This is a genomic window from Amycolatopsis sp. cg9 (assembly GCF_041346945.1).
GTDB lineage: Bacteria > Actinomycetota > Actinomycetes > Mycobacteriales > Pseudonocardiaceae > Amycolatopsis.
Map to the genome: position 1 here is coordinate 1,823,652 of NZ_CP166850.1, position 18,860 is coordinate 1,842,511.

The window sequence follows — 18,860 nt, forward strand, 5'->3', positions numbered from 1 at the left end:
CCTTGACGTACCGCGCCGCGAAGATGTGACACGTCTGATGATTTGATCCCGCTCAGCGACATCTCCCCTTGACGTACGATATATGAGCTAACAATCATCGGACCTCTCCGGATGAAGGAGAGGCCAATGAGGGTCCGAGCCTGCCTCGCCGCGGTCATCGTGCTGCTGGCGACCCTGATCACCCCGGCGAACGCCGAAGTGCGGCACCCCCGCCAGGACTGGCTGCGCGCCTCGACAGCCGGGTTGTTCCTGCACTGGGGCATGTTCACCGCGCCGCGGCACACCGACTGCGCGGCCTGGGAGCACGACGTCACGGCCGGCGGCTGGACACCGGGCTACTGGATCGACGAGGCGAAGAAACTCAGCGCGTCCTACGTAGTGCTCACCACGTTCCACAGCCGGCTGGGCTACGCGCGGCCGTGGCCGTCGGCGATCCCGGGCAGCTGCTCGACGCGGCGCGACTTCCTCGGCGAGCTGATCGCCGCGGGCCAGGCCAACGGCGTCCGCGTGCTGCTCTACCTGACCGACGATCCCCAGTGGCACAACGAAACCGGCCACGAGTCGCTCGACTCGGCCGCCTACTCGGCGTACAAGGGCAAGCCGGTCGACCTGACGACCCGGCCCGGCTTCGGCGAGTTCAGCTACGACCTGTTCGACGAGGTCATGGACCGCTACGCCGGCCTCGCCGGGTTCTGGATCGACAACGACAACGAGTACTGGGAGCAGCACGGGCTCTACCAGCACATCCGCGAGAAGCGGCCGTCCTGGTTGCTGAGCAACAACAACGAGGACACGCCGATCATGGACACGGTCAGCAACGAGCAGAAGACCGGCATGACGCCGTCGTACGACTACCCGCAGGCGGTCTACACGCCGATGCCGCGGCTCACCGAGGCCGACTACAAGCTGCCGACCAACGGCGACTGGTGGTACAGCGGCGGCGACCAGGCCGTCGACTTCCGGCTCTCCACCGGCCGGTACATCACGAACGCGGGCTCGTCGATCAAGTCGCTGATGGCCGAAACCGCGATGCTGAACGGGAAGTTCCCGCCGCAGCAGGAGGCGTTCAACGACTTCATGGCTTCCTGGATCCAGCCGATCAAGGAGTCCTTGCAGGGCACCGAAGGCGGCGGGTACCTGTACGGCGGCATGCAACCCGGCTTCTGGAACGACGGCGCGCACGGCGTGATCACCATCAAGGGCGACACGCAGTACGTGCACGTCGTCACGCGGCCGTCGACGAACCTCGTCCGCCTGCGCGACAACGGTTACCGCGTCACCGGCGTGTCGGACCTGCGCACCGGTAAACCGATGCGCTTCGCCCAGTCCGGCGGCTATCTGTCTATTCTGGACATCAAGGACTGGGACACGTACGACACCGTGTTCGAAGTGGACACCGCCGGGCAGCAGTACTTCTACGACAAGAGCACGATCAAGGCGACCGCGTCTTCCAACGCGGCTTCGGCGGCGAACCTCGTCGACGGCAGTTATCTGAACTACTGGGACGCCGGCGGTCAGCTCCCGGTGTCCGTGACGCTGGACCTCGGCCGCAAGCGGTCGACGGCCTACCTTGCGGTGCACGAGCGGGAGTCGTCGCCGACTTACGCGCGGGAATCCTTCGGCCGGGCCGAGGATTCCGCGCGGATCAAGGACTACCGCGTCTACGCGAGCGACGACGGGGCGAACTGGGGCGCCCCGGTCCGGACCGGGGCCCTGCCCAGCACCCGCGGGGTGCAGTTCGTCGACGTCGGCGAGGTGCACGCGCGCTACCTCAAGCTCGAGGTGCTGAACACGTGGTCCGGCCCGCAGGCCAAGCCGTACTTCCACCAGCTCGCGCTCGACGAGGTCGACGTCGCCTACGGCTACCCGGACCCGCGCGGCGAACTGCCGCTGGAGGCGGAATCGTGGCGCAACGGCTTCGCGGGCAAGGCGTCCGCGGTGTGGTGCGAGGCGTGCTCGGGCACTGCCGCCGTCACCGGGCTCGACCGCGGCGCCGTCGTCTTCCGGAACGTCCAGGCCTCAGGTCCTTCGCGCCTGCAGCTGGACACGACCGGGCCGGGCACGCTTTCGGTGCGCGTGAACGGCGCGGCGTCCATCGCGGTCAGTGCCCCGGCGGCCATCGCCGTGCCGTTCACCGCCGGGCCCAACACGGTCGAGGTCTCCGGGACGACGGGTCTCGACCGCATCGCGGTGGCGCCGCTGCCGCCCGAGTCGTACACACCGAAGACGACGCTGACGGTCGAACCCGCGGGCGTGCAATGGGTTTCGCCGGGACCGCGATCGATGACGATCACCGCGTCGCTGCGGCTCGACGTCGACGACCCGATCGACGACGTGGCACTGGCGCCGGTCGTCCCGGCCGGCTGGACGATCGAGGGAGCGCCGGTGACCGCGTCGAACCTGCGGCTCGGCCAGGTCCTGAGTGGATCGTGGACGGTGACCGCCCCGGCGGCCCAGGACGTGACCATCCCGGTGACGGCGGCGTTCCGGACGCTCGGCCGCGCGAAGTCGGTGAGCAAGCCCGTGCAGGTCAAGCTCCGCCCGGCGGACCGGGTGTTCATGCGCGAGGCGGAAGACTCGGCCAACGACATCGGTGACGCCGGCGTCACCAGCTGCTCGCCGTGCTCGGGCGGGCAGAAGGTCCGCAACATCGGCGGCGGCGCGGGCGCGGCGGTGACCTTCCCGGGCGTGACGGTGCCGTCGGCCGGGCGGTACCAGCTGTTCCTCGACTTCACCGTCAACGGCGACCGGTCGTACTTCGTGTCGGTGAACGGGGGCACGCCGGTGGAGGTGAAGGTCAGCGGCGCCGGGAACAGCACCCCGGACACCATTTCGGTCCCGGTGACGCTGACCGCGGGCGCCAATGCGATCCGGATCGGCAACGACCGCGCCGGGGCCCCGGACCTGGACCGGATTTCACTGGGTCAGCTCGCGTAGCACCCGCACCGGGTCGATGTCGACGGCGCGGCCGGGGTCCCCGTCCGGCCCGCTCCAGGCGACGGAGACCCACAGTTCGGCGTAGTCGCCGCGCTCGACACCGGGCAGCTGCCAGGTGAGCCGGGCACCGTCGAGCTCGACGGCGGCACCCAGGTGCTCCGACCAGTAGGGCGGCACGTGCTGCCCGGTCCGCGAGCAGTGCAGCAGCATCTCCGCGCCGGGACCGCCGACGCCCACTGCGGCGTCGGCGGTCCCGACGGTGAAAGCGCCTTCCCCGCCGCGGGGGTCCGACGGCGGATCGGCGAGCTCGGCCTGGACGACGAACTCGCTGAGCGCTTCCCGGGCCAGCACGCGGAAGATGACGGTTTCCCGGGTGACGCCGGGCTGCTCGGGCGTGGTGGCTCCGGAGAGCACGTCGAGCCGCACGGACCGGTGCCGCCACCGGCACAGCCGCGAGCCGGAGCCGAGACCCCAGGTCAGCTCCGGTCTCGCCGGCACGTCCCAGCCACCGACGCGGACGGCGAAGCGCACGTCCCCGAGCGGGGTGACGACGTCGAGCACCCTCGGGGGCGTCCGCGACAGCAGCTCGGTGTCCAGCATGCAGTCATCCTTACCCCGCACCGGGAGCCCGCATGCAAAGGTCACCCGTCCGTGGCATGTGGACAGTGGCGTCGCGAATGACTCATTGGGGACCTCCGCGGTCCCCAATGAGTCATTCGCGACCTCGCACTCAGAACCCCGAGGTCCCGTGCGGCGTGCCCAGCCCGGTCGGCCCGTCGTACCCGGTGCCCGCGGTGCAGAGGTACGTCCCGCCGCAGCTGCCGTTCGAGCCCGACGTCACGTCGTACAGCCCGTCGGTGTGCGCGTACGGGTAGGACCCCGAAGTCACCGAGTTGCCCGCCAGCGCGTACACGCTCGCGATCACCGGCGACGACAGGCTCGTACCGCCGACCTGGAGCCAGCCGTCCGCGCCCTGGGCGAGGCCCAGCGACAGCAGCAGGTCGCAGAACGACGAGCTGCCGCAGCTGTTGTACGTGTCGTAGACGCCGAGCCCGGTGGCCGGGTCCGCGACCGCCGAGACGTCCGCGACCGTCCGCTTGGCGCACCCGGTGTCGTGCTGCCACGCCGGTTTCGCCTCCAGCGTGGAACACCCGCTGCCGCTGCCCTTCCAGGTCGTCTCGGTCCAGCCGCGCGCGGTGGTCGTGGCCTTCTTCAGCGTCGTGCCGCCCACCGCGGTGACGTACGGCGACGAGGCCGGCCAGCTGACGCCGTAGCCGGAGTCGCCCGAAGACGCCGTGACCGCGATGCCCGGGTGGTTCAGGTGCGCGTCGGCGGCGAGGATCGTCGAGTCCTCGGTGCCACCGTAGCTGTTGGAGATCGCCACCACGCCCGGCGTCGCCGCCGCCGTGTCGACCGCCGTCATCAGCGGGTCCGTGTCCGGGGAGTTCGCCTCCACCAACAGGATCTTGCAGTCCGGGCAGGTCGCCGACACCGCGTCGAGGTCGAGGCTGATCTCCATCGCCCAGCCGTAGTCGGGCGCGGGCAGCGGGCTCGCCGCGCCGTTCTGGTTGACCTTCTTGAAGCAGCCGTTGGCCGTGGTGCACGGCGAAAGCCCGCGTGCGGAGCGGAACTTGGCCAGGTCCGCTTCGGCGGTCGGGGCGTCCTGAGCGTCCACAATGGCCACTGTCCTGCCGTTCGCGTGCAGCCCGCCGAGGTTGTACGCGGCTTGGATCTCGGCCGGGCCGTAGCCGACCGGGGTCGAGGTGAGCAGCGGGCCGGAGCCCTTCGGCGACCGGATCGACTTGCCGAGGCAGTGGAACTTGCCGGCGGCGGCGCAGCCGAAGTTCACGACGCCGCCGCTTCGCAGCGGGGCGGCTTCCGCGGTGGAGGTGGCGACGGTCAGCGGGGCCGCGATGAGGGAGAGGACGACGAGGGACCGGAACAGCCGTGGAGGTGCCATTGCCTACTCCTCGGTAGGGGACGAGGTGTGGCACGGGATCGTCGCATGTCACTCGATCGAGGTCACCCGGCAAACGCATGTTTCTCGGTTCAGTCATTCGCCCACCGGACCGCCAATCAGACGAAGAGCCACGAACCGCTTCACCCGTTCGCGTATTGGTCCAGACAAGTGTTATCGAAAAGTGATCGAAGCACCGCTGACCGGGAGCTACTTTGTTGTGACTCGCAACAAATGCCTCGTGGATCCCCAACGGCGGAGGTGTCACGGCGTGAACCGGACCTTGGACAAGCTTCGACGACGCGGCCCGAGGCTCGCGTTCGTCGCATCCGCACTGCTGGTGGCGGCCGGGCTGAGCGCCCCCGCCGCCCTCGCCGCGGACGACTACACGCAGAGCGTCAGCCAGCTCAGCTCGACGCAGGTGCAGCTCAACTTCACCCCGACGACCCCCGCGCTGTACGTGGACGTCCACTACACCGGCGTGCCCGGCGTCGGCCAGCAGAACGTGCGGATGGTCAACGGCTCCGGCACCTGGCGGACCACCGTCGGCGGCCTGAGCACCGGGAACACGCTGGACTACTGGTTCACCTACGAGAAGAGCGGCCCGCAGTACGACACCCCGCACTTCACCTACACCGTCGGCGGCAGCTCCACGACGGTCGCGGCGCCGACGTTCAGCCCGCCCGGCGGCACGTACTCGGCCGCCCAGACGGTGACGATCAGCAGCGCCACCGCCGGCGCGACCATCCGGTACACAGTGGACGGTTCGACGCCGACCGCCTCCTCGACGCTCTACAGCGGACCGATCAGCGTGCCGAACTCCCGCACGGTCAACGCGATCGCGCTCAAGTCCGGCTCCGCGACGTCCCCCGTGTCGAGCGCGACCTACACGATCGGCACCCAGGCCGGCTGCCCGACGCAGTCCGACACCCCGAACTTCGGGCCCAACGTGCGGATCTTCGACCCCGGCATGTCCGCGGCGACGATCCAGGCGCAGCTCGACACCGACTTCAACAACCAGAAGGACACGCTGACCGCGCAGATGGCGGACCGGCGCGTCGCCCACCTGTTCAAGCCGGGCACGTACAACAACGTCCACGACAACGTCGGCTTCTACACCTCGGTGGCCGGCCTCGGCCAGAACCCCGGCGACGTCCTGATCAACGGCGACGTCACCGTCGACGCCTTCAACGCCTCCGACAACGGCGTCGCGCTGCAGAACTTCTGGCGCTCGGCGGAGAACATGGCGGTCAACCCGTCCGGTGGCAACGAGCGGTGGGCGGTGGCGCAGGCGGCGCCGTTCCGCCGGATGGACGTCCGCGGCGGGCTGCAGCTGTACCCGGCGAGCTACGGCTACGCCAGCGGCGGCTACATCGCCGACACGAAGGTGGCCGGCCAGGCCGCGTCGGTGTCGCAGCAGCAGTGGTACACCCGCGATTCACAGCTCGGCAGCTGGGCCGGCGGCGTTTGGAACATGGTCTTCTCCGGCACCAGCGGCGCGCCGGCGAACACGTTCCCGAACCCGCCGGAGACCACGCTGGCCACGACCCCGGTCTCGCGCGACGTGCCCTACCTCTACGTCGACGGCACCGGCAAGTACCGCGTGTTCCTGCCTTCGCTGCGCGCAGGCGCGTCCGGCCCGAGCTGGGCGAACGGCAGCACCCCTGGCACGTCCGCGCCGATGAGCCAGTTCTACGTCGTCAAGTCCGGTGACACGGCCGCGTCGATCAACAACGCGCTCGCCGCCGGCTGCAACCTGTTCTTCACGCCGGGCATCTACCACCTGAACCAGACGCTCAACGTGACCCGCGCGAACACGACGATCCTCGGCATCGGCTACCCGACGCTGGTGCCCGACAACGGCGTCAACGCGATGCAGGTGTCCGATGTGGACGGCGTGCGGCTCAAGGGCCTGCTCTTCGACGCGGGCACGACGAACTCGCAGGCGTTGCTCACCGTCGGCCAGTCCGGCTCTTCGGCGTCGCACGCGGCCAACCCGACGACGATCCAGGACGTCTTCTTCCGGATCGGCGGCGCGATCGCCGGCAAGGCGACGAACAGCCTGATCGTCAACAGCGCCGACACGATCATCGACCACATCTGGGCGTGGCGGGCCGACCACGGCAACGCGGGCACGGTCGGCTGGACCACGAACACCGCCGACACCGGGCTCGTGGTGAACGGCGCGAACGTGCTGGCCACCGGCCTGTTCGTCGAGCACTACCAGAAGTACCAGGTGATCTGGAACGGCCAGGGCGGGAAGACGATCTTCTTCCAGAACGAGATGCCGTACGACGTCCCGAACCAGGCGTCGTGGAACGCGCCTTCGGGCGTCGCCGGGTACGCCGCGTACAAGGTCGGGGCGAACGTGACCTCCCACGAGGCCTGGGGTCTCGGGAGCTACTGCTTCTTCGACACGAACCCGGCGGTGTCCAGCTACCACGCGTTCGAGGTGCCGAACACCAGCGGCGTGAAGTTCCACAACCTGCTGACGGTCTCGCTCAACTACCGCGGCACGATCACGCACGTCATCAACGACGCCGGCGGCGTCACGCCTTCGGGCACGGTGCCGGTCAACGTGGTGAACTACCCGTAAGCAGTCTGCCGACGCCGGTCGTGAGTGAGAAACAGGGTTAGAACCGTTCTCACTCACGACCGGCGTGCGTTCAGGCGACGTGCAGCACGGCGTCGGCCCGCTCGAGCAGCTCCCGGGTGAGCGGTGCGTACCTCCGGTCGGTGTCGTCCCGGGTGCGCCCGGCCGGCATCTCGGCGGTCAGCCGCCAGGTAGCGGTGCCGCGTTGCAGCACGCCTTCGTAGGTGTCCGCGGCCGGCTCGCCGAGGCCGAGGGCCTCGCTGTGGCCGAGGCTGCCGGCGATGAAGGTGTACCGGTCGCCGAGCCGCGCCGCGACGATCTCGCCCGCGCCGGCCCCCAGGTGACCGTTGTGCGCGAACACCAGGGTCCGGCCGGGCTCCGAAACGTGGATGTCCAAGAGGTTCCGGGCCATGATCACCGCGCGGGCTTGCGCGAGCCGCGCGATCCTCGTGTCGCGGTCGCCCGGTCGAGCCGACGCCGCGTGGTAGCGCAGCAGGTCGAGCCCCGCGAGGGCGTGGATCCGCGCGCGGTGCCACCCGGCGGTCCCGACGCGGGCGTCGAGGGCCGTGAGGAGGTCGTCCGCGATGACACGCAACTCGCGGGCCTCGGGTGACGCGCCCGGTGAAGCGGCCGGGTCGAGGATCGCTTCGGCGCGGCTCCACCGTTCGTCGTCGCCGGTCAGCGTCGCGATGTCGACGTCGAGGCCGAGGTGGTCGCGGGCGTGTTCGAGGTAGGTGCGCGGGCTGGGTGCGCTGAACATCTCCGTCGGCGCGTCGAAGCCGTGGCAGGTCAGCGGCTCGTCGGCGGTCTCGTTGTACTCGCGCACCCAGGCGAGCAGCTGCTGGTTGGCGTCCAGCTCACCGAAGCCGTGGGAGAACCGGCCGTCGAGCGCGGCGACGCGGTCGGTCTCCAGCGCGATCGACCGGAACCCGTGCTCGGCGAGCCGCGCGAAGAGCTCGTTGCGGATCCGCGCGAAGGCCGGTTCGAAGTGGGTCGGCTCGCCGATCGCGAGCAAGTCGGCCGTGCAGTCGGTGATGTCCATGTGGTTGAATCGTATCCTTGAACACTCGGTTGAGACCCGCTGACCTGGCCCGCGAGCACGGCCTCTCCACGCAGGCGGTCCGCAACTACGAGCAGGACGGCTTCCTGCCGCCCGCGTCACGCACGGAGAGCGGCTACCGGGTTTACACGGAGGTGCACGCGGCCGCGCTGCGGGCGTTCCTGGCGCTGGTCCGGGCCTACGGGCACGCGACGGCGGGCGGGATCATGCACGCCGTCCACGACGACGACCTCGACCGCGCGCTGACGCTCGTCGACCGCGGCCACGAGCAGCTGGCGCGCGACCGCGAAACCCTCAACACGGTGCGCGCCGCCATCGGCGACCTGACGAGCGAGCCCACCCCGGAACTCGCCGGTGAAGAGTGGTCGATCGGCGAGCTGGCGCACCGGCTCGGCGTCACCGCCGCGACCGTGCGGGCCTGGGAGCGCGCCGGGATCCTCGTCCCGGAGCGGAACCGGGCGACCGGCTACCGGGTCTTCCGGGCGGCCGACATCCGCGACGCCGAGCTGGCCCACCTCCTTCGCCGCGGCGGCTACCCGCTGGCGCACATCGCGACGGTGGTCGAGCAGGTCCGCACGGCGGGCGGCACCGAATCGCTGGCCCGCGCGCTGGCGGGCTGGCGGGAACGGCTCACGCAGCGGGGCCTGGCCATGCTCGACGCCGCCGCCCGGCTCGGGGAGTACCAATCCGGCCGAAAGTAGGCGGACGCGGTCCGCAGCCGGTCCGCACGACGCGACGGTTTCCGCCGTGGCTGCCGTCGGATTGGTACCCGACGGCACAGTACGTGAAGCTACGGCCGTGACTTCGGGTGCAGGCGGTCGTACTCCAGCGCGGCCGTGTGCTGGGTGCGCACGGGCAGGGACTGCTCCTTCTCCGCGTCGTCGATTTCGTTGAGCCCGAGCTGCACGGCCAGCCGGATCTGCTCGCGGTTGTCCCGCACCACGGCGGAGAAGAAGTCGTCGATCCGCGGGTCCAGCAGGACTTCGAGCAGCACGCGGAACGAGGTGTCGACGCACGCGCGCACGATCTCGTCGTGGAACGGCAGCCGCTTGAGCTTGCCGAGCTGCGGGTCCGCGGCGATCTTCTCGGTGATGATCGCGCGCAGCTCTTCCTTGTTGGCCCCCAGCGACTTCGCGAGGTTTTCCGGGTAGTTCCCGGTTTCCAGCACCTTGACGACCTCGTCGAGCACGGCGATGGTCACCGGTTTCTTGATGGCCTTCACGATCGGCTCGGACAGCTTGTCCACGAGCCGGTAGGTGAACTGCTCCCCGACGGCCCGGTCCGCGGCCCGCCCGATCCGGATCAGCAGCAGCACGACGCTGACGAACTTGTGCGCGGCCATCGCGGGGTGCGCGACCGGGATCATCGCGAACAGCTCGTACCAGTTGCGCACCAGGAACTTCTTGGCCCACCGGCGTTTCCGCCACCGCCACAGGAATTCCAGCAGGAACACGCCGCAGATCCCGCAGTCGACGTAGAAGATCACCAGCCCGGCCTCCCGCGCCGGCGGGCTGAGCACCATGAACCCCAGCAACCCGACCGACCCGGCGGCGAGGATGAGCATGATCCAGTCGTCGGCGCGCACGTTCCCGGGCAGGATCCCGCTGTTGAGCTCCGGCTCGCGGGCGTCGCGAAGGGTGGCCATGCCCGATCATGGCACGCACCCGCCCGATCAGCCGCTTCACCACCGGCGCAGCTAATCAAACGAATGGTTGACACAGTCGTTTGTCTATATGATTATCGGTCCGACCGGGACGGACGGGGGACGAAGTGGACAAGCACGCACTCAGGTGGTGGGCACTGGCGGTCGCCGTGCTCGCCGTGCTGGTGGACATGATCGACAACCAGATCGTGGCGGTGGCCCTGCCGACGATCCGGCGCGAGCTCGGCACCGGCGAGTCGGCCCTGCAGTGGGTTTCGGCCGGTTACGCGCTGGGGTTCGCGCTCACGCTGATCACCGGTGGCCGCCTCGGCGATCGGCACGGGACGAAGAAGCTGTTCGTGGCGGGCATGCTCGTGTTCACCGTCGCGTCGCTGGTCGCCGGCCTCGCCGGGCACGTCGGCGTGCTGATCGCCGCGCGCGTGGTGCAGGGCGTCGGCTCCGGCCTGATGGTGCCGCAGGTGCTTTCGTTCATCCGCGCGGAATTCGACGAGCGGGAGCGGCCGAAGGCGATGACCTGGTACGCGGGCGCGTTCCCGGTCGGCGGCCTCGCCGGGCCGCTGCTGGGCGGCGCGCTGACCGAGGCGGACCTGTTCGGCACCGGCTGGCGGGCGATCTTCCTGGTGAACGTCCCCGTCGGCGTGCTCGCGCTGCTCGGCGCGCTGGGCACGATGGCGAACCGGCCTGGGTTCGCCCGGCACCGCACGGACCCGGTGGGTCTCGCGCTGCTGACCGCCGCGGCGGCCGCCGTGTTCTACCCGCTGGTGCAGGGCCGCGAGCTGGGCTGGCCGATGTGGACGGTCGCGCTGCCGGTGGCGGCCGTCCCGCTGTTCGGGCTTTTCGCGCTGCACCAGCGGTTCCGGTTCCGCCGCGGCGGCGAACCCCTGGTCCCGCCGGACCTGCTGCGGCAGCTCGCCGGCGGTCAGGCGGTGCTGTTCTGCGTCACCACGGCGACCGGCGTGTTCTTCGTCCTGACCCTGCACCTGCAGCTGGGGCTCGGGTTCACGCCGTGGGAGGCGGCGCTGACGTTCGCGCCGTCGACGCTCGGCATCGTCGCGGGCAACGTCCTCGCCATGCGCCTCGCGCCCCGCTTCGGCCGGGCGTTCACCGCGGGTGCCGTGGGCGTACTGCTGGCCGGGCTGGTCGCGATCGCCTTCCTGGTAACGGATCCCGCGTTGCGCGGCTGGGAACTGCTGCCTCCGGTGGTCGCCGTCGGGCTGGGGATGGGCGCGGTGCTGAACGCGCTGTTCGGCGCGGCCATGGCGGACGTCCGGCCCGAGCGGGCGGGTGCGGCGTCCGGCGTCGTCAACACGACCGTCCAGCTCGGCACGGCGACCGGGATCGCCTTGTCCGGCACGGTGTTCTTCGCCCGGCTCGACGGCGGATCGGGCCCGGCGACGGCGGGCGCGCTCACGGTCAGCGCGGCGGTGCTGGTGCTCGCCCTCATCCTTCTGGTGAACAGAGTCAAGCAACCGGCTGACGTATAGTCGCGGCGTGACCGCCTCGAAGCCGCGCCGTTCCCCGAAGCCCCAAGAGCGGCAACGGGATCCGGAACGCACCCGCCGCCTGATCCTCGAGGCGGCGGGTGCGGAATTCGCGGCGAAGGGCTACGCGGGCGCGCGGATCGCCGCGATCGCGGCGCGGGCCGGGGTGAACCAGCAGCTGATCTCGTACTACTTCGACGGCAAGGAAGGCCTGTACCGGGCACTGTCGGAGCAGTGGACGCAGCGGCAGGGCGAGCTGGTCTCGCCGGACATGCCGCTCTCGGAGCAGGTCCGGCGGCACGCGCTCGAGGGGACGACGGGCCGCGACGGCATGCGGCTGGTGGCGTGGTCCGGGCTGGAGTACGAAGGCGCCGAGTCGGACCCCGACCACGGTCCCCGGACCGAGCGCCTGACTCCGACGGTGGCGCGGATCGCGGAGCTGAAGGAAGCGGGCCGCCTGCCGGAGTGGATCGACCCCGAGTGCCTCACGATCCTGCTGATGTCGGCCGCGATGGCCCCGGTGACGCTGCCGCACGTGGCCGAAGGACTGACCGGGACGGACCCGGCGTCCCCGGAGTTCGTGCGGCGGTACGCCGACCAGCTCGCGAAGCTGGTCGAACACCTCGGGGCCTAGCCCGCCAGCACCTCGCGCAGCTTCGCGGCGAAAGCCTCCGGCTGCCCGGCGTAACCGTGCTCCCCGCCCAGGAAACCACCGTGGTGGCTGGGGAAGACCGTCGCTTCCCGCCCCAGCACCGCGGCTGTCGCGAGTGCGGCGCGCCCGGTCATCTCCTCGATGGACTCTTCCCCGACGCCGATGACGATCCGGGTCGAAGCCGCCGTCAGCGCGTCGACGTCCGGCCAGTACGCCGTCACCGCCAGGGACCGGTCGGACAGCAGCGGGTCGTCGCGGCGGCCGTCGTCCTCGGCGGGCATGCCGAACTGGGCGGGGTCCGCGGGCGGGAGCGCGAAGAAGTCGTCGGTGAACTCGCCCTTCCACGACGCCAGCGTCATGAAAGCCGCCATCCCCGCGCCGAAACCGCCGGCCTGGTAGGCGTCCCGCATCAGCTGCCCGGCCCGCTCGGCCGCGGCCGCGTCGGGCAGCACCCCGGTCAGCGGCGGCTCGTGGGCGACGAGCGTGACGACGTCGTCCGGGTGCGCCGTGACGAGCGCGAGCGAGGCGACCGCGCCCCCGCTGCTGCCGAACACGTCGACGGGACCGGCGCCGAGCGCCTGGATCACGGCGTGGATGTCGCCGGCCTGGACGTCGGGCACGTGGTCGACGCGGCCGTCCTTGCGGACGCTGCGCCCGATCCCGCGCGGGTCGTAGGTGACCACGGTCCGGTCGGGGAAGTGCGAGGCCAGCGAGCCGAAGCCGTCGGCGGCCATCGGCTGCCCGACCAGGACCAGCGGCCGGCCGGCGGAGGCCGGGCCGTGCACGTCGTAGACGATGTCGGCTTCGGGCGTTTCCAGCGTGTGTGTCGTGGTCATCGGGTCACTCTCCCAGAGCCAGGCCGCTCGCGACGGCTTTGACGCGGCTGAGGCCGGGCACCTGGACCGGGACCGTGGCCCACCACGGGTACGCCGTGACTCCTTGCCCGAGCTCGAGATCCTGGTTGTCGCCCCAGCCCCAGACGGTGCCGTCGGTCTTGACGGCGTACGCACCGCCGTTGAAGATCCCGATCGCCTTGGCGCCGGTCAGGCCGGACACCGGCACCGGCACCGCCGACGTGCAGTTCGGCGCGGTGTCCGTCGATTCGCAGCTCACGCCGTTGCCGAGCCGCCCGCGGTCGTTGGCACCCCAGGCGACGACGGTGCCGTCGGTGCGCAGCGCGTACGCGGCCGACCAGTTGCCGGTCACGGCGGTGACTCCGGTCAGGCCGGACACCGGCACCGGGGTGCGGGACAGGCAGCTCGAGGTCGTGCACGTGACGCCGTTGCCGAGCTCGTTGCGGGTGTTGTCGCCCCACGCCCACACGGTGCCGTCGGTCTTGACGGCGTAGGCGCTGTAGCCGTCGCCGCTGCCGATGGTCTGGACGCCGCTCAGCCCGGCGACGCGCACCGGCGTGGCGGAGCTCGCCGCGGTGGAGCCGGTGCCCAGCTCGCCGCGGGTGTTGCCGCCCCAGGCCCAGACGGTGCCGTCGGACTTCAGCGCGTACGCGGTGTCGCGCGCGGCGGCGATGGCGGTGACGCCGGTGAGGCCGGCGACCTGCACGGGTGCGTCGACGGTCTGCCCCCACTGCCACACGGTGCCGTCGGAGCGCCGGGCGAACCCTTCGGCGTCGCCGGCCGCGATGGCCGTGACCGAGGTGAGCCCGACGACCGGGACCGGCGCGCGGGAGGCCCCGCTGAACCAGCCGTTGCCCAGTTCACCGGTCCAGTTGTGGCCCCAGGCCCGGACGGTCCCGTCGATGCGCAGCGCGTACCCGTGGGAGATCGAGCCGGCGATGGCGACGACGTCGCTCAGCCCGGTCATCGTCTTCGGCGTCCCGATGTACCCGGTGCCCTGGTGCCACGAGTAGCTGTTCCACGTCGAGACGCACTGGTTGAAGCAGTCGGCGAGCGGCAGGGTGAAGTAGCCGGCCAGGTCGGCCGTCACGTCGACCGTGCCGGCGCGGTTGTGGACGTAGACCGAGCGGGTCGTGTCGTAGGAGGCGTTGACCGCCGGGCCGACCGCGGACACGACGGGGGCGGCCGCCACCGAGATGGTCTGCCCGGGCGCGAGGGACAGGCCGGGGTCCGGCTGGCTGCTCGACGGGAGGTCCCACGCCGTGACGGCGGTGGTGGCGGTGGCCGAGTAGCCGGTCACGTTCAGGGCGACGGCGAGCGCGTTCGAAGGGATCGACGGCTGCAGCCGGTACGCGAGGTCGCTGTTCGCGCCGATCTTCCGGGGCTTGCCGTCCTGGGTGCCGAGCCCGGTGCGGCTGTCCAGCACCCGTTCCGGGGCGACCGGGGTGAAGTAGGCGCCGTAGTCGGTGGCGTAGAAGCCGACGAGGTCGGCGTACGACTCGACCTGGCCGGCCAGGTTGTAGAAGTCGATCGACCGGTCCGCGCCGATCTTGACGGTGACCAGGTTCGTGCCCTGCCCACCGGGGTAGGCGGCGACGTTGGCCATGGTCGGCCGCGGCGTGCTGTGCGGGAAGACCGTGGCGTAGGTGGCGGCGGACGGGTTGGTCAGCGTCAAGGCGAACGTCACGGCGGTGGCGGTCGCGGGCACCTCGTCGGCCAGGCTCAGCTTGGTCGTGGTGCCGTTCCCGAGCCAGTCGATCAGCAGCCGCGAGGGGCTGACCGGCGTGTAGCGCGAGCCGGCGTCGGTCGTGTAGTAGCCGACGATGCTGGCGATGAGGTGCACGGACCCGGCCTCGTTGTAGAAGTCGACGGTCCGATCGGCCCCGACCTGCACGGTGACCTGGTTGGACCGCCGCTTGCCCGCCTGCACCTGCAGGCTCGGCAGCGCCGGCCGCGCCTGCCCGTGCGTGAAGGCGGTGACGGCGGAGTCGGCGGTCGGCCCCTCGACCCAGAGGTTGACGACCACGGCGGTGCTGTTGACGGGCGCGAGCGAGGCCGCACTGCCGGTCACGGTGGTCTTCGCCCCGACCGGGCCGACGGGGATCCCGACCCCGCGAACGGTGTCGAGGAACCGCGTGGGCTGCACGGCGGTGAAGGAGGAGGCGGGCGAAGTGACCGCGGCGGCGGCCCCGCCGACTCCGACGACCCCCGGAACGAGCGCGGCCACGAGAGCGACGACGAGCGCGAGTGGACGTGACACGGCCATGGTTTCCCCCCAAGGACCCCCAGAACGGACCTGGCGGGACTCTATGCCGGTTCCGGGAGGAGGGGTAGCGGCCGTTCGGCGGTTCCTCGAGTGGTCCCTCGACCAGGCTCGAGGGACCAGTGAAAAGAGGAGCCGCCAAGGGGGCTCGAACCCCTGACCTTCTGTTTACAAGACAGATGCTCTACCAGCTGAGCTATAGCGGCCTGGCGCCGGAGCGCCGGCCTCAGTGTATCGGCCTGCTCCCAAGATCCGTCCGAGAGGCACGATCCCCAGCTCCAAGCCACTATGGAGGGACGTGGGCAACGCCACTGCAACGATCACCACACCGGTGTCGATGGTCCGGGAGGAGCAGAGCGAGGAGGTGGATGGATCATGAAGATCAACGAGCGCACCAACGGGGGCAGGGCGGCCAGATGGCCCCTGCTGGAGCCGCCCGAGCAGCGGCCGAAGGTCCACCGGCCGAACCTGCTCAAGCACCGGCCGTGGCACGTGCTCGAGGCGCCCACCGGGGAGCTGCCCGCCGTCGAGGCCGAAGCGGCCATGGGGCCGCAGCTGCCCGATGAGACCACCGTCAACTTCGTGCTCGACCTCTCGCTGCGGATCGGGGAGGTCCAGATGGCGAGCGGGGCCGGTGCCTCCGACGTCACCGCGACCATCCTCGCCATCGCCGGGGCGCTCGGGCTGCCGCACTGCGAGGTCGACGTCATCTTCACGTCGATCACCGTGACCTGCCACCGCGGGACCGAGCTCGCGCCGGTCACCGCGCTGCGCGTCGTGCGGAGCCGGAGCCTCGACTACACCCGGCTGACCGAGACCGAGAAGCTCGTCCGGAAGATCGTGCGCGGGCACATGGGGGCCGAGCAGGCGCAGACCGAGCTCGAGCGGATCACGTCGGCGCCGCACCCCTACCCGCGCTGGACCGCGACGCTGGCCTGGGGCGGTGTCGCCGCGTTCGTGACGCTGCTGCTCGGCGGCGGGCTCGACATCGCGCTCGTCGCGTTCCTCATCAGCGGGGTCATCGACCGCATCGGCCGGTTCGTGAACCGCTACGGGCTGCCGTTCTTCTTCCAGCAGGTGATCGGCGGCCTGTTCGCCACGCTCTCCGCGATGATCATCGTCAGCAGCAACGTCCTGACCACCGACAAACCGACGCTCGTCGTCGCGGCCGCGGTCACCGTGCTGCTGTCCGGGCTCTCCACCGTCTCCGCGGTGCAGGACGCCATCACCGGCTACAACGTCACCGCCGCCGGCCGCACCATGGAAACCGTCCTGATGTCGGCCGGCCTGATCTCCGGGGTGGTGCTCGCCCTGCGGATCGCCGTCATGCTCGGCCTGCCGCGCACGCCGCTGCCGGAGCTGCCGACGTCGACGGCGCTGCAGCTGCCGATGGTCGTCATCGGCGGGGCCGGCGCCGCCGCCTGCTTCGCGCTCGCGAGCTACGCCAAGATGCGCGCGATGCTGGTCGCGGCGGCCGCCGGGGGCATCGGCGCCGCCGTCTACGGCTCGCTCATGGTCGCGCAGCTGGACGGCGTGAGCTCGTCCGCGATCGCCGCGACGCTGGTCGGGTTCTGCGGTGGCGTGCTCGCGCGGCGACTCGGCGTTACTCCACTGGTGGTCGCCGTGTCCGGGATCACTCCGCTGCTTCCCGGCCTCTCGACCTACCGTGGTCTGTACCAGATCGGCGTCGAGCCGGGCGGCAACATCTCGATGCTCATGACGGCCGTCGCAATCGGGCTTGCGCTGGCAGCGGGCGTGGTACTCGGGGAATGGCTCGCTCAGCCGGTGCGCACCGGACTGGGCAGGCTGGAGCGCCGGTTCGCCGGACCACGCATGGCTGGTCCGCTCGAACCGACGGAACGAAGCTTGGAGTAACGCTGCGGTCACCGGCTGTTCATCGCTCACGCGATAGGGTTTCACTCTGGGGCCGCGACCCAGAACGCGAGGAGCAGTCGACGTGGGTGAACCGAAGGAGAACGGGAACCAGGCCGATTTCGTCGTGGTGGCGAACCGGCTACCAGTGGACCTGGAACGCACGACGGACGGCGAACGCCGCTGGACGGCCAGCCCGGGCGGGCTCGTCTCCGCGCTGGAGCCGTTCCTGCGGTCGCGCAAGGGCGCCTGGGTGGGCTGGCCGGGTGTGCCGGACGTCGACGTCGACGAGTTCGACGACGACGGTCTCGTGCTCCACCCGGTGTCGTTGAGCGCCGACGAAGTCCGCGACTACTACGAAGGTTTCTCCAACGCGACCCTCTGGCCGCTCTACCACGACGTCGTCGAGCGCCCGGTGTTCGACCGCGTGTGGTGGAACAGCTACGTCAAGGTGAACCGCCGCTTCGCGCAGGCCAGCGCCGAAGTCGCCGCCCCGGGCGCGACCGTGTGGATCCAGGACTACCAGCTGCAGCTGGTGCCGGCGATGCTGCGCGAGCTGAGACCGGACCTGCGCATCGGCTTCTTCCTGCACATCCCGTTCCCGCCGGTCGAGCTGTTCATGCAGATGCCGTGGCGCGCCGCGATCATCCGCGGCCTGACCGGCGCCGACCTCGTCGGCTTCCACCGCCCCGGCGGGGCGCAGAACTTCCTGTGGCTGTGCCGCCAGCTGATCGGCCTCGAGTCGACGCGCGGCGCGGTCGGCGTCCGGTCGCGGCCGGGCACCATGCAGGTCGGCGACCGGACCGTCCGGGTCGGCGCCTTCCCCATCTCCATCGACGCCGCCGGCCTCGACAACCTCGCCCGCACCAAGGGCGTCCAGGAGCGGGCCGCGCAGCTGCGGCGCGACCTCGGCAACCCCAAGACCGTCATCCTCGGCGTCGACCGCCTCGACTACACCAAGGGCATCGACCTGCGGCTGCAGGCGCTGCACGAGCTGCTGCACGAGGGCAGGCTGCAGCCGGACGACGTCACGTTCGTCCAGCTGGCCACCCCGAGCCGCGAGCGCGTCGAGCACTACCAGCGGATGCGCGGCGAGATCGAGCAGATGGTCGGCCGGATCAACGGCGAGTTCGCCCGCGTCGGCCACCCGGTCGTGCACTATTTGCACCAATCCGTGGACCGCACCGAGCTGGCCGCTTTCTTCTCCGCCGCGGACGTCATGGTCGTGACGCCGTTGCGTGACGGCATGAACCTGGTGTGCAAGGAGTACGTGGCCGCCCGCCACGACCTGGGCGGCGCGCTCGTGCTGTCCGAGTTCGCCGGCGCGGCCGCGGAGCTCTCTAGCGCATTCCTCGTCAACCCCCACGACCTGGACGGGGTGAAGGACGCGCTAGTGGCTGCCATTACCCTCGACCCGGCAGAGGGCCGTCGCCGGATGCGCGCCATGCGTCGCCAGGTCCTCACGCACGATGTCGATCGTTGGGCGCGCTCTTTCCTACAGGCGTTGGGTGCCGAGGCGGTCGACTGA

13 protein-coding genes and 1 tRNA gene are annotated in these 18,860 nt (G+C 70.7%); 7 read left to right on the forward strand and 7 right to left on the reverse strand.

What is annotated here, in order from left to right; all coding sequences use genetic code 11:
• The first annotated feature begins 126 nt into the window (after nt 1-126).
• Nucleotides 127-2,937 (forward strand): alpha-L-fucosidase, encoded by a 2,811-nt coding sequence (locus AB5J73_RS08360; RefSeq protein WP_370969134.1) that lies wholly within the window; start codon nt 127-129, stop codon nt 2,935-2,937.
• On the opposite strand, the gene AB5J73_RS08365 is transcribed toward AB5J73_RS08360, so the two are convergent.
• Together AB5J73_RS08365 and AB5J73_RS08370 are read right to left on the reverse strand one after the other, a co-directional pair.
• Entirely contained in the window at nt 2,917-3,537 is a 621-nt protein-coding gene (locus AB5J73_RS08365) for a hypothetical protein (protein ID WP_370969135.1), read from the reverse strand. The genes AB5J73_RS08360 and AB5J73_RS08365 overlap by 21 nt on opposite strands.
• A 130-nt stretch (nt 3,538-3,667) precedes the next feature.
• A complete protein-coding gene (locus tag AB5J73_RS08370) occupies nt 3,668-4,897 on the reverse strand; it encodes a peptidase S8 (protein ID WP_370969136.1) in 1,230 nt (409 codons plus the stop codon).
• Between the two features lie 268 nt (nt 4,898-5,165).
• Here AB5J73_RS08370 and AB5J73_RS08375 point away from each other — a divergent pair, with 268 nt between their 5' ends.
• Nucleotides 5,166-7,490: a chitobiase/beta-hexosaminidase C-terminal domain-containing protein gene (locus AB5J73_RS08375; RefSeq protein WP_370969137.1), complete on the forward strand. Its 2,325-nt coding sequence runs from the start codon at nt 5,166-5,168 to the stop codon at nt 7,488-7,490.
• Between the two features lie 70 nt (nt 7,491-7,560).
• Here AB5J73_RS08375 and AB5J73_RS08380 read toward each other — a convergent pair whose 3' ends face one another.
• Nucleotides 7,561-8,529, reverse strand: a complete 969-nt coding sequence (locus tag AB5J73_RS08380) for an erythromycin esterase family protein (protein ID WP_370969138.1) — start codon at nt 8,527-8,529, stop codon at nt 7,561-7,563.
• 29 nt (nt 8,530-8,558) lie between these two features.
• Here AB5J73_RS08380 and AB5J73_RS08385 point away from each other — a divergent pair, with 29 nt between their 5' ends.
• Nucleotides 8,559-9,248, forward strand: a complete 690-nt coding sequence (locus tag AB5J73_RS08385; protein ID WP_370969139.1) for a TioE family transcriptional regulator — start codon at nt 8,559-8,561, stop codon at nt 9,246-9,248.
• An 89-nt stretch (nt 9,249-9,337) separates the two neighbouring features.
• On the opposite strand, the gene AB5J73_RS08390 is transcribed toward AB5J73_RS08385, so the two are convergent.
• Nucleotides 9,338-10,192: an ion transporter gene (locus tag AB5J73_RS08390; protein ID WP_370969140.1), complete on the reverse strand. Its 855-nt coding sequence runs from the start codon at nt 10,190-10,192 to the stop codon at nt 9,338-9,340.
• Nucleotides 10,193-10,317: 125 nt separating this feature from the next.
• Here AB5J73_RS08390 and AB5J73_RS08395 point away from each other — a divergent pair, with 125 nt between their 5' ends.
• On the forward strand, nt 10,318-11,694 hold the full coding sequence (locus tag AB5J73_RS08395; RefSeq protein WP_370969141.1) for an MFS transporter: 1,377 nt from the start codon (nt 10,318-10,320) through the stop codon (nt 11,692-11,694).
• Nucleotides 11,695-11,701: 7 nt separating this feature from the next.
• Nucleotides 11,702-12,325 carry a TetR/AcrR family transcriptional regulator gene (locus AB5J73_RS08400; protein ID WP_370969142.1) on the forward strand — a complete coding sequence of 208 codons (624 nt, stop codon included), beginning with the start codon at nt 11,702-11,704 and terminating at the stop codon, nt 12,323-12,325.
• Here the strand turns inward: AB5J73_RS08400 and AB5J73_RS08405 are convergent.
• The 3 genes from AB5J73_RS08405 to AB5J73_RS08415 all read right to left on the reverse strand — a co-directional run bounded on the left by AB5J73_RS08405 (nt 12,322) and on the right by AB5J73_RS08415 (nt 15,666).
• Nucleotides 12,322-13,179: an alpha/beta fold hydrolase gene (locus AB5J73_RS08405; RefSeq protein ID WP_370969143.1), complete on the reverse strand. Its 858-nt coding sequence runs from the start codon at nt 13,177-13,179 to the stop codon at nt 12,322-12,324. The two genes, AB5J73_RS08400 and AB5J73_RS08405, sit on opposite strands and share 4 nt — an antisense overlap.
• Nucleotides 13,180-13,183: 4 nt before the next feature.
• A complete protein-coding gene (locus AB5J73_RS08410; protein WP_370969144.1) occupies nt 13,184-15,457 on the reverse strand; it encodes an RCC1 domain-containing protein in 2,274 nt (757 codons plus the stop codon).
• Nucleotides 15,458-15,593: 136 nt separating this feature from the next.
• Nucleotides 15,594-15,666, reverse strand: a tRNA-Thr gene (locus AB5J73_RS08415).
• Between the two features lie 169 nt (nt 15,667-15,835).
• On the opposite strand from AB5J73_RS08415, the gene AB5J73_RS08420 reads away from it, so the two are divergent.
• Both AB5J73_RS08420 and AB5J73_RS08425 read left to right on the forward strand, forming a co-directional pair.
• Nucleotides 15,836-17,335, forward strand: coding sequence for a threonine/serine exporter ThrE family protein (locus tag AB5J73_RS08420; protein ID WP_370969145.1), 1,500 nt, complete (start codon nt 15,836-15,838; stop codon nt 17,333-17,335).
• Nucleotides 17,336-17,417: 82 nt separating this feature from the next.
• Entirely contained in the window at nt 17,418-18,860 is a 1,443-nt protein-coding gene (locus AB5J73_RS08425) for a trehalose-6-phosphate synthase (protein ID WP_370969146.1), read from the forward strand.

Coding starts and splice junctions, on each gene's coding strand:
- AB5J73_RS08360 (WP_370969134.1), top strand. CDS start 127: ATGAGGGTCCGAGCCTGCCTCGCCGCGGTCATCGTGCTGCTGGCGACC.
- AB5J73_RS08365 (WP_370969135.1), bottom strand. CDS start 3,537: ATGCTGGACACCGAGCTGCTGTCGCGGACGCCCCCGAGGGTGCTCGAC.
- AB5J73_RS08370 (WP_370969136.1), bottom strand. CDS start 4,897: ATGGCACCTCCACGGCTGTTCCGGTCCCTCGTCGTCCTCTCCCTCATC.
- AB5J73_RS08380 (WP_370969138.1), bottom strand. CDS start 8,529: ATGGACATCACCGACTGCACGGCCGACTTGCTCGCGATCGGCGAGCCG.
- AB5J73_RS08390 (WP_370969140.1), bottom strand. CDS start 10,192: ATGGCCACCCTTCGCGACGCCCGCGAGCCGGAGCTCAACAGCGGGATC.
- AB5J73_RS08405 (WP_370969143.1), bottom strand. CDS start 13,179: ATGACCACGACACACACGCTGGAAACGCCCGAAGCCGACATCGTCTAC.
- AB5J73_RS08420 (WP_370969145.1), top strand. CDS start 15,836: ATGAAGATCAACGAGCGCACCAACGGGGGCAGGGCGGCCAGATGGCCC.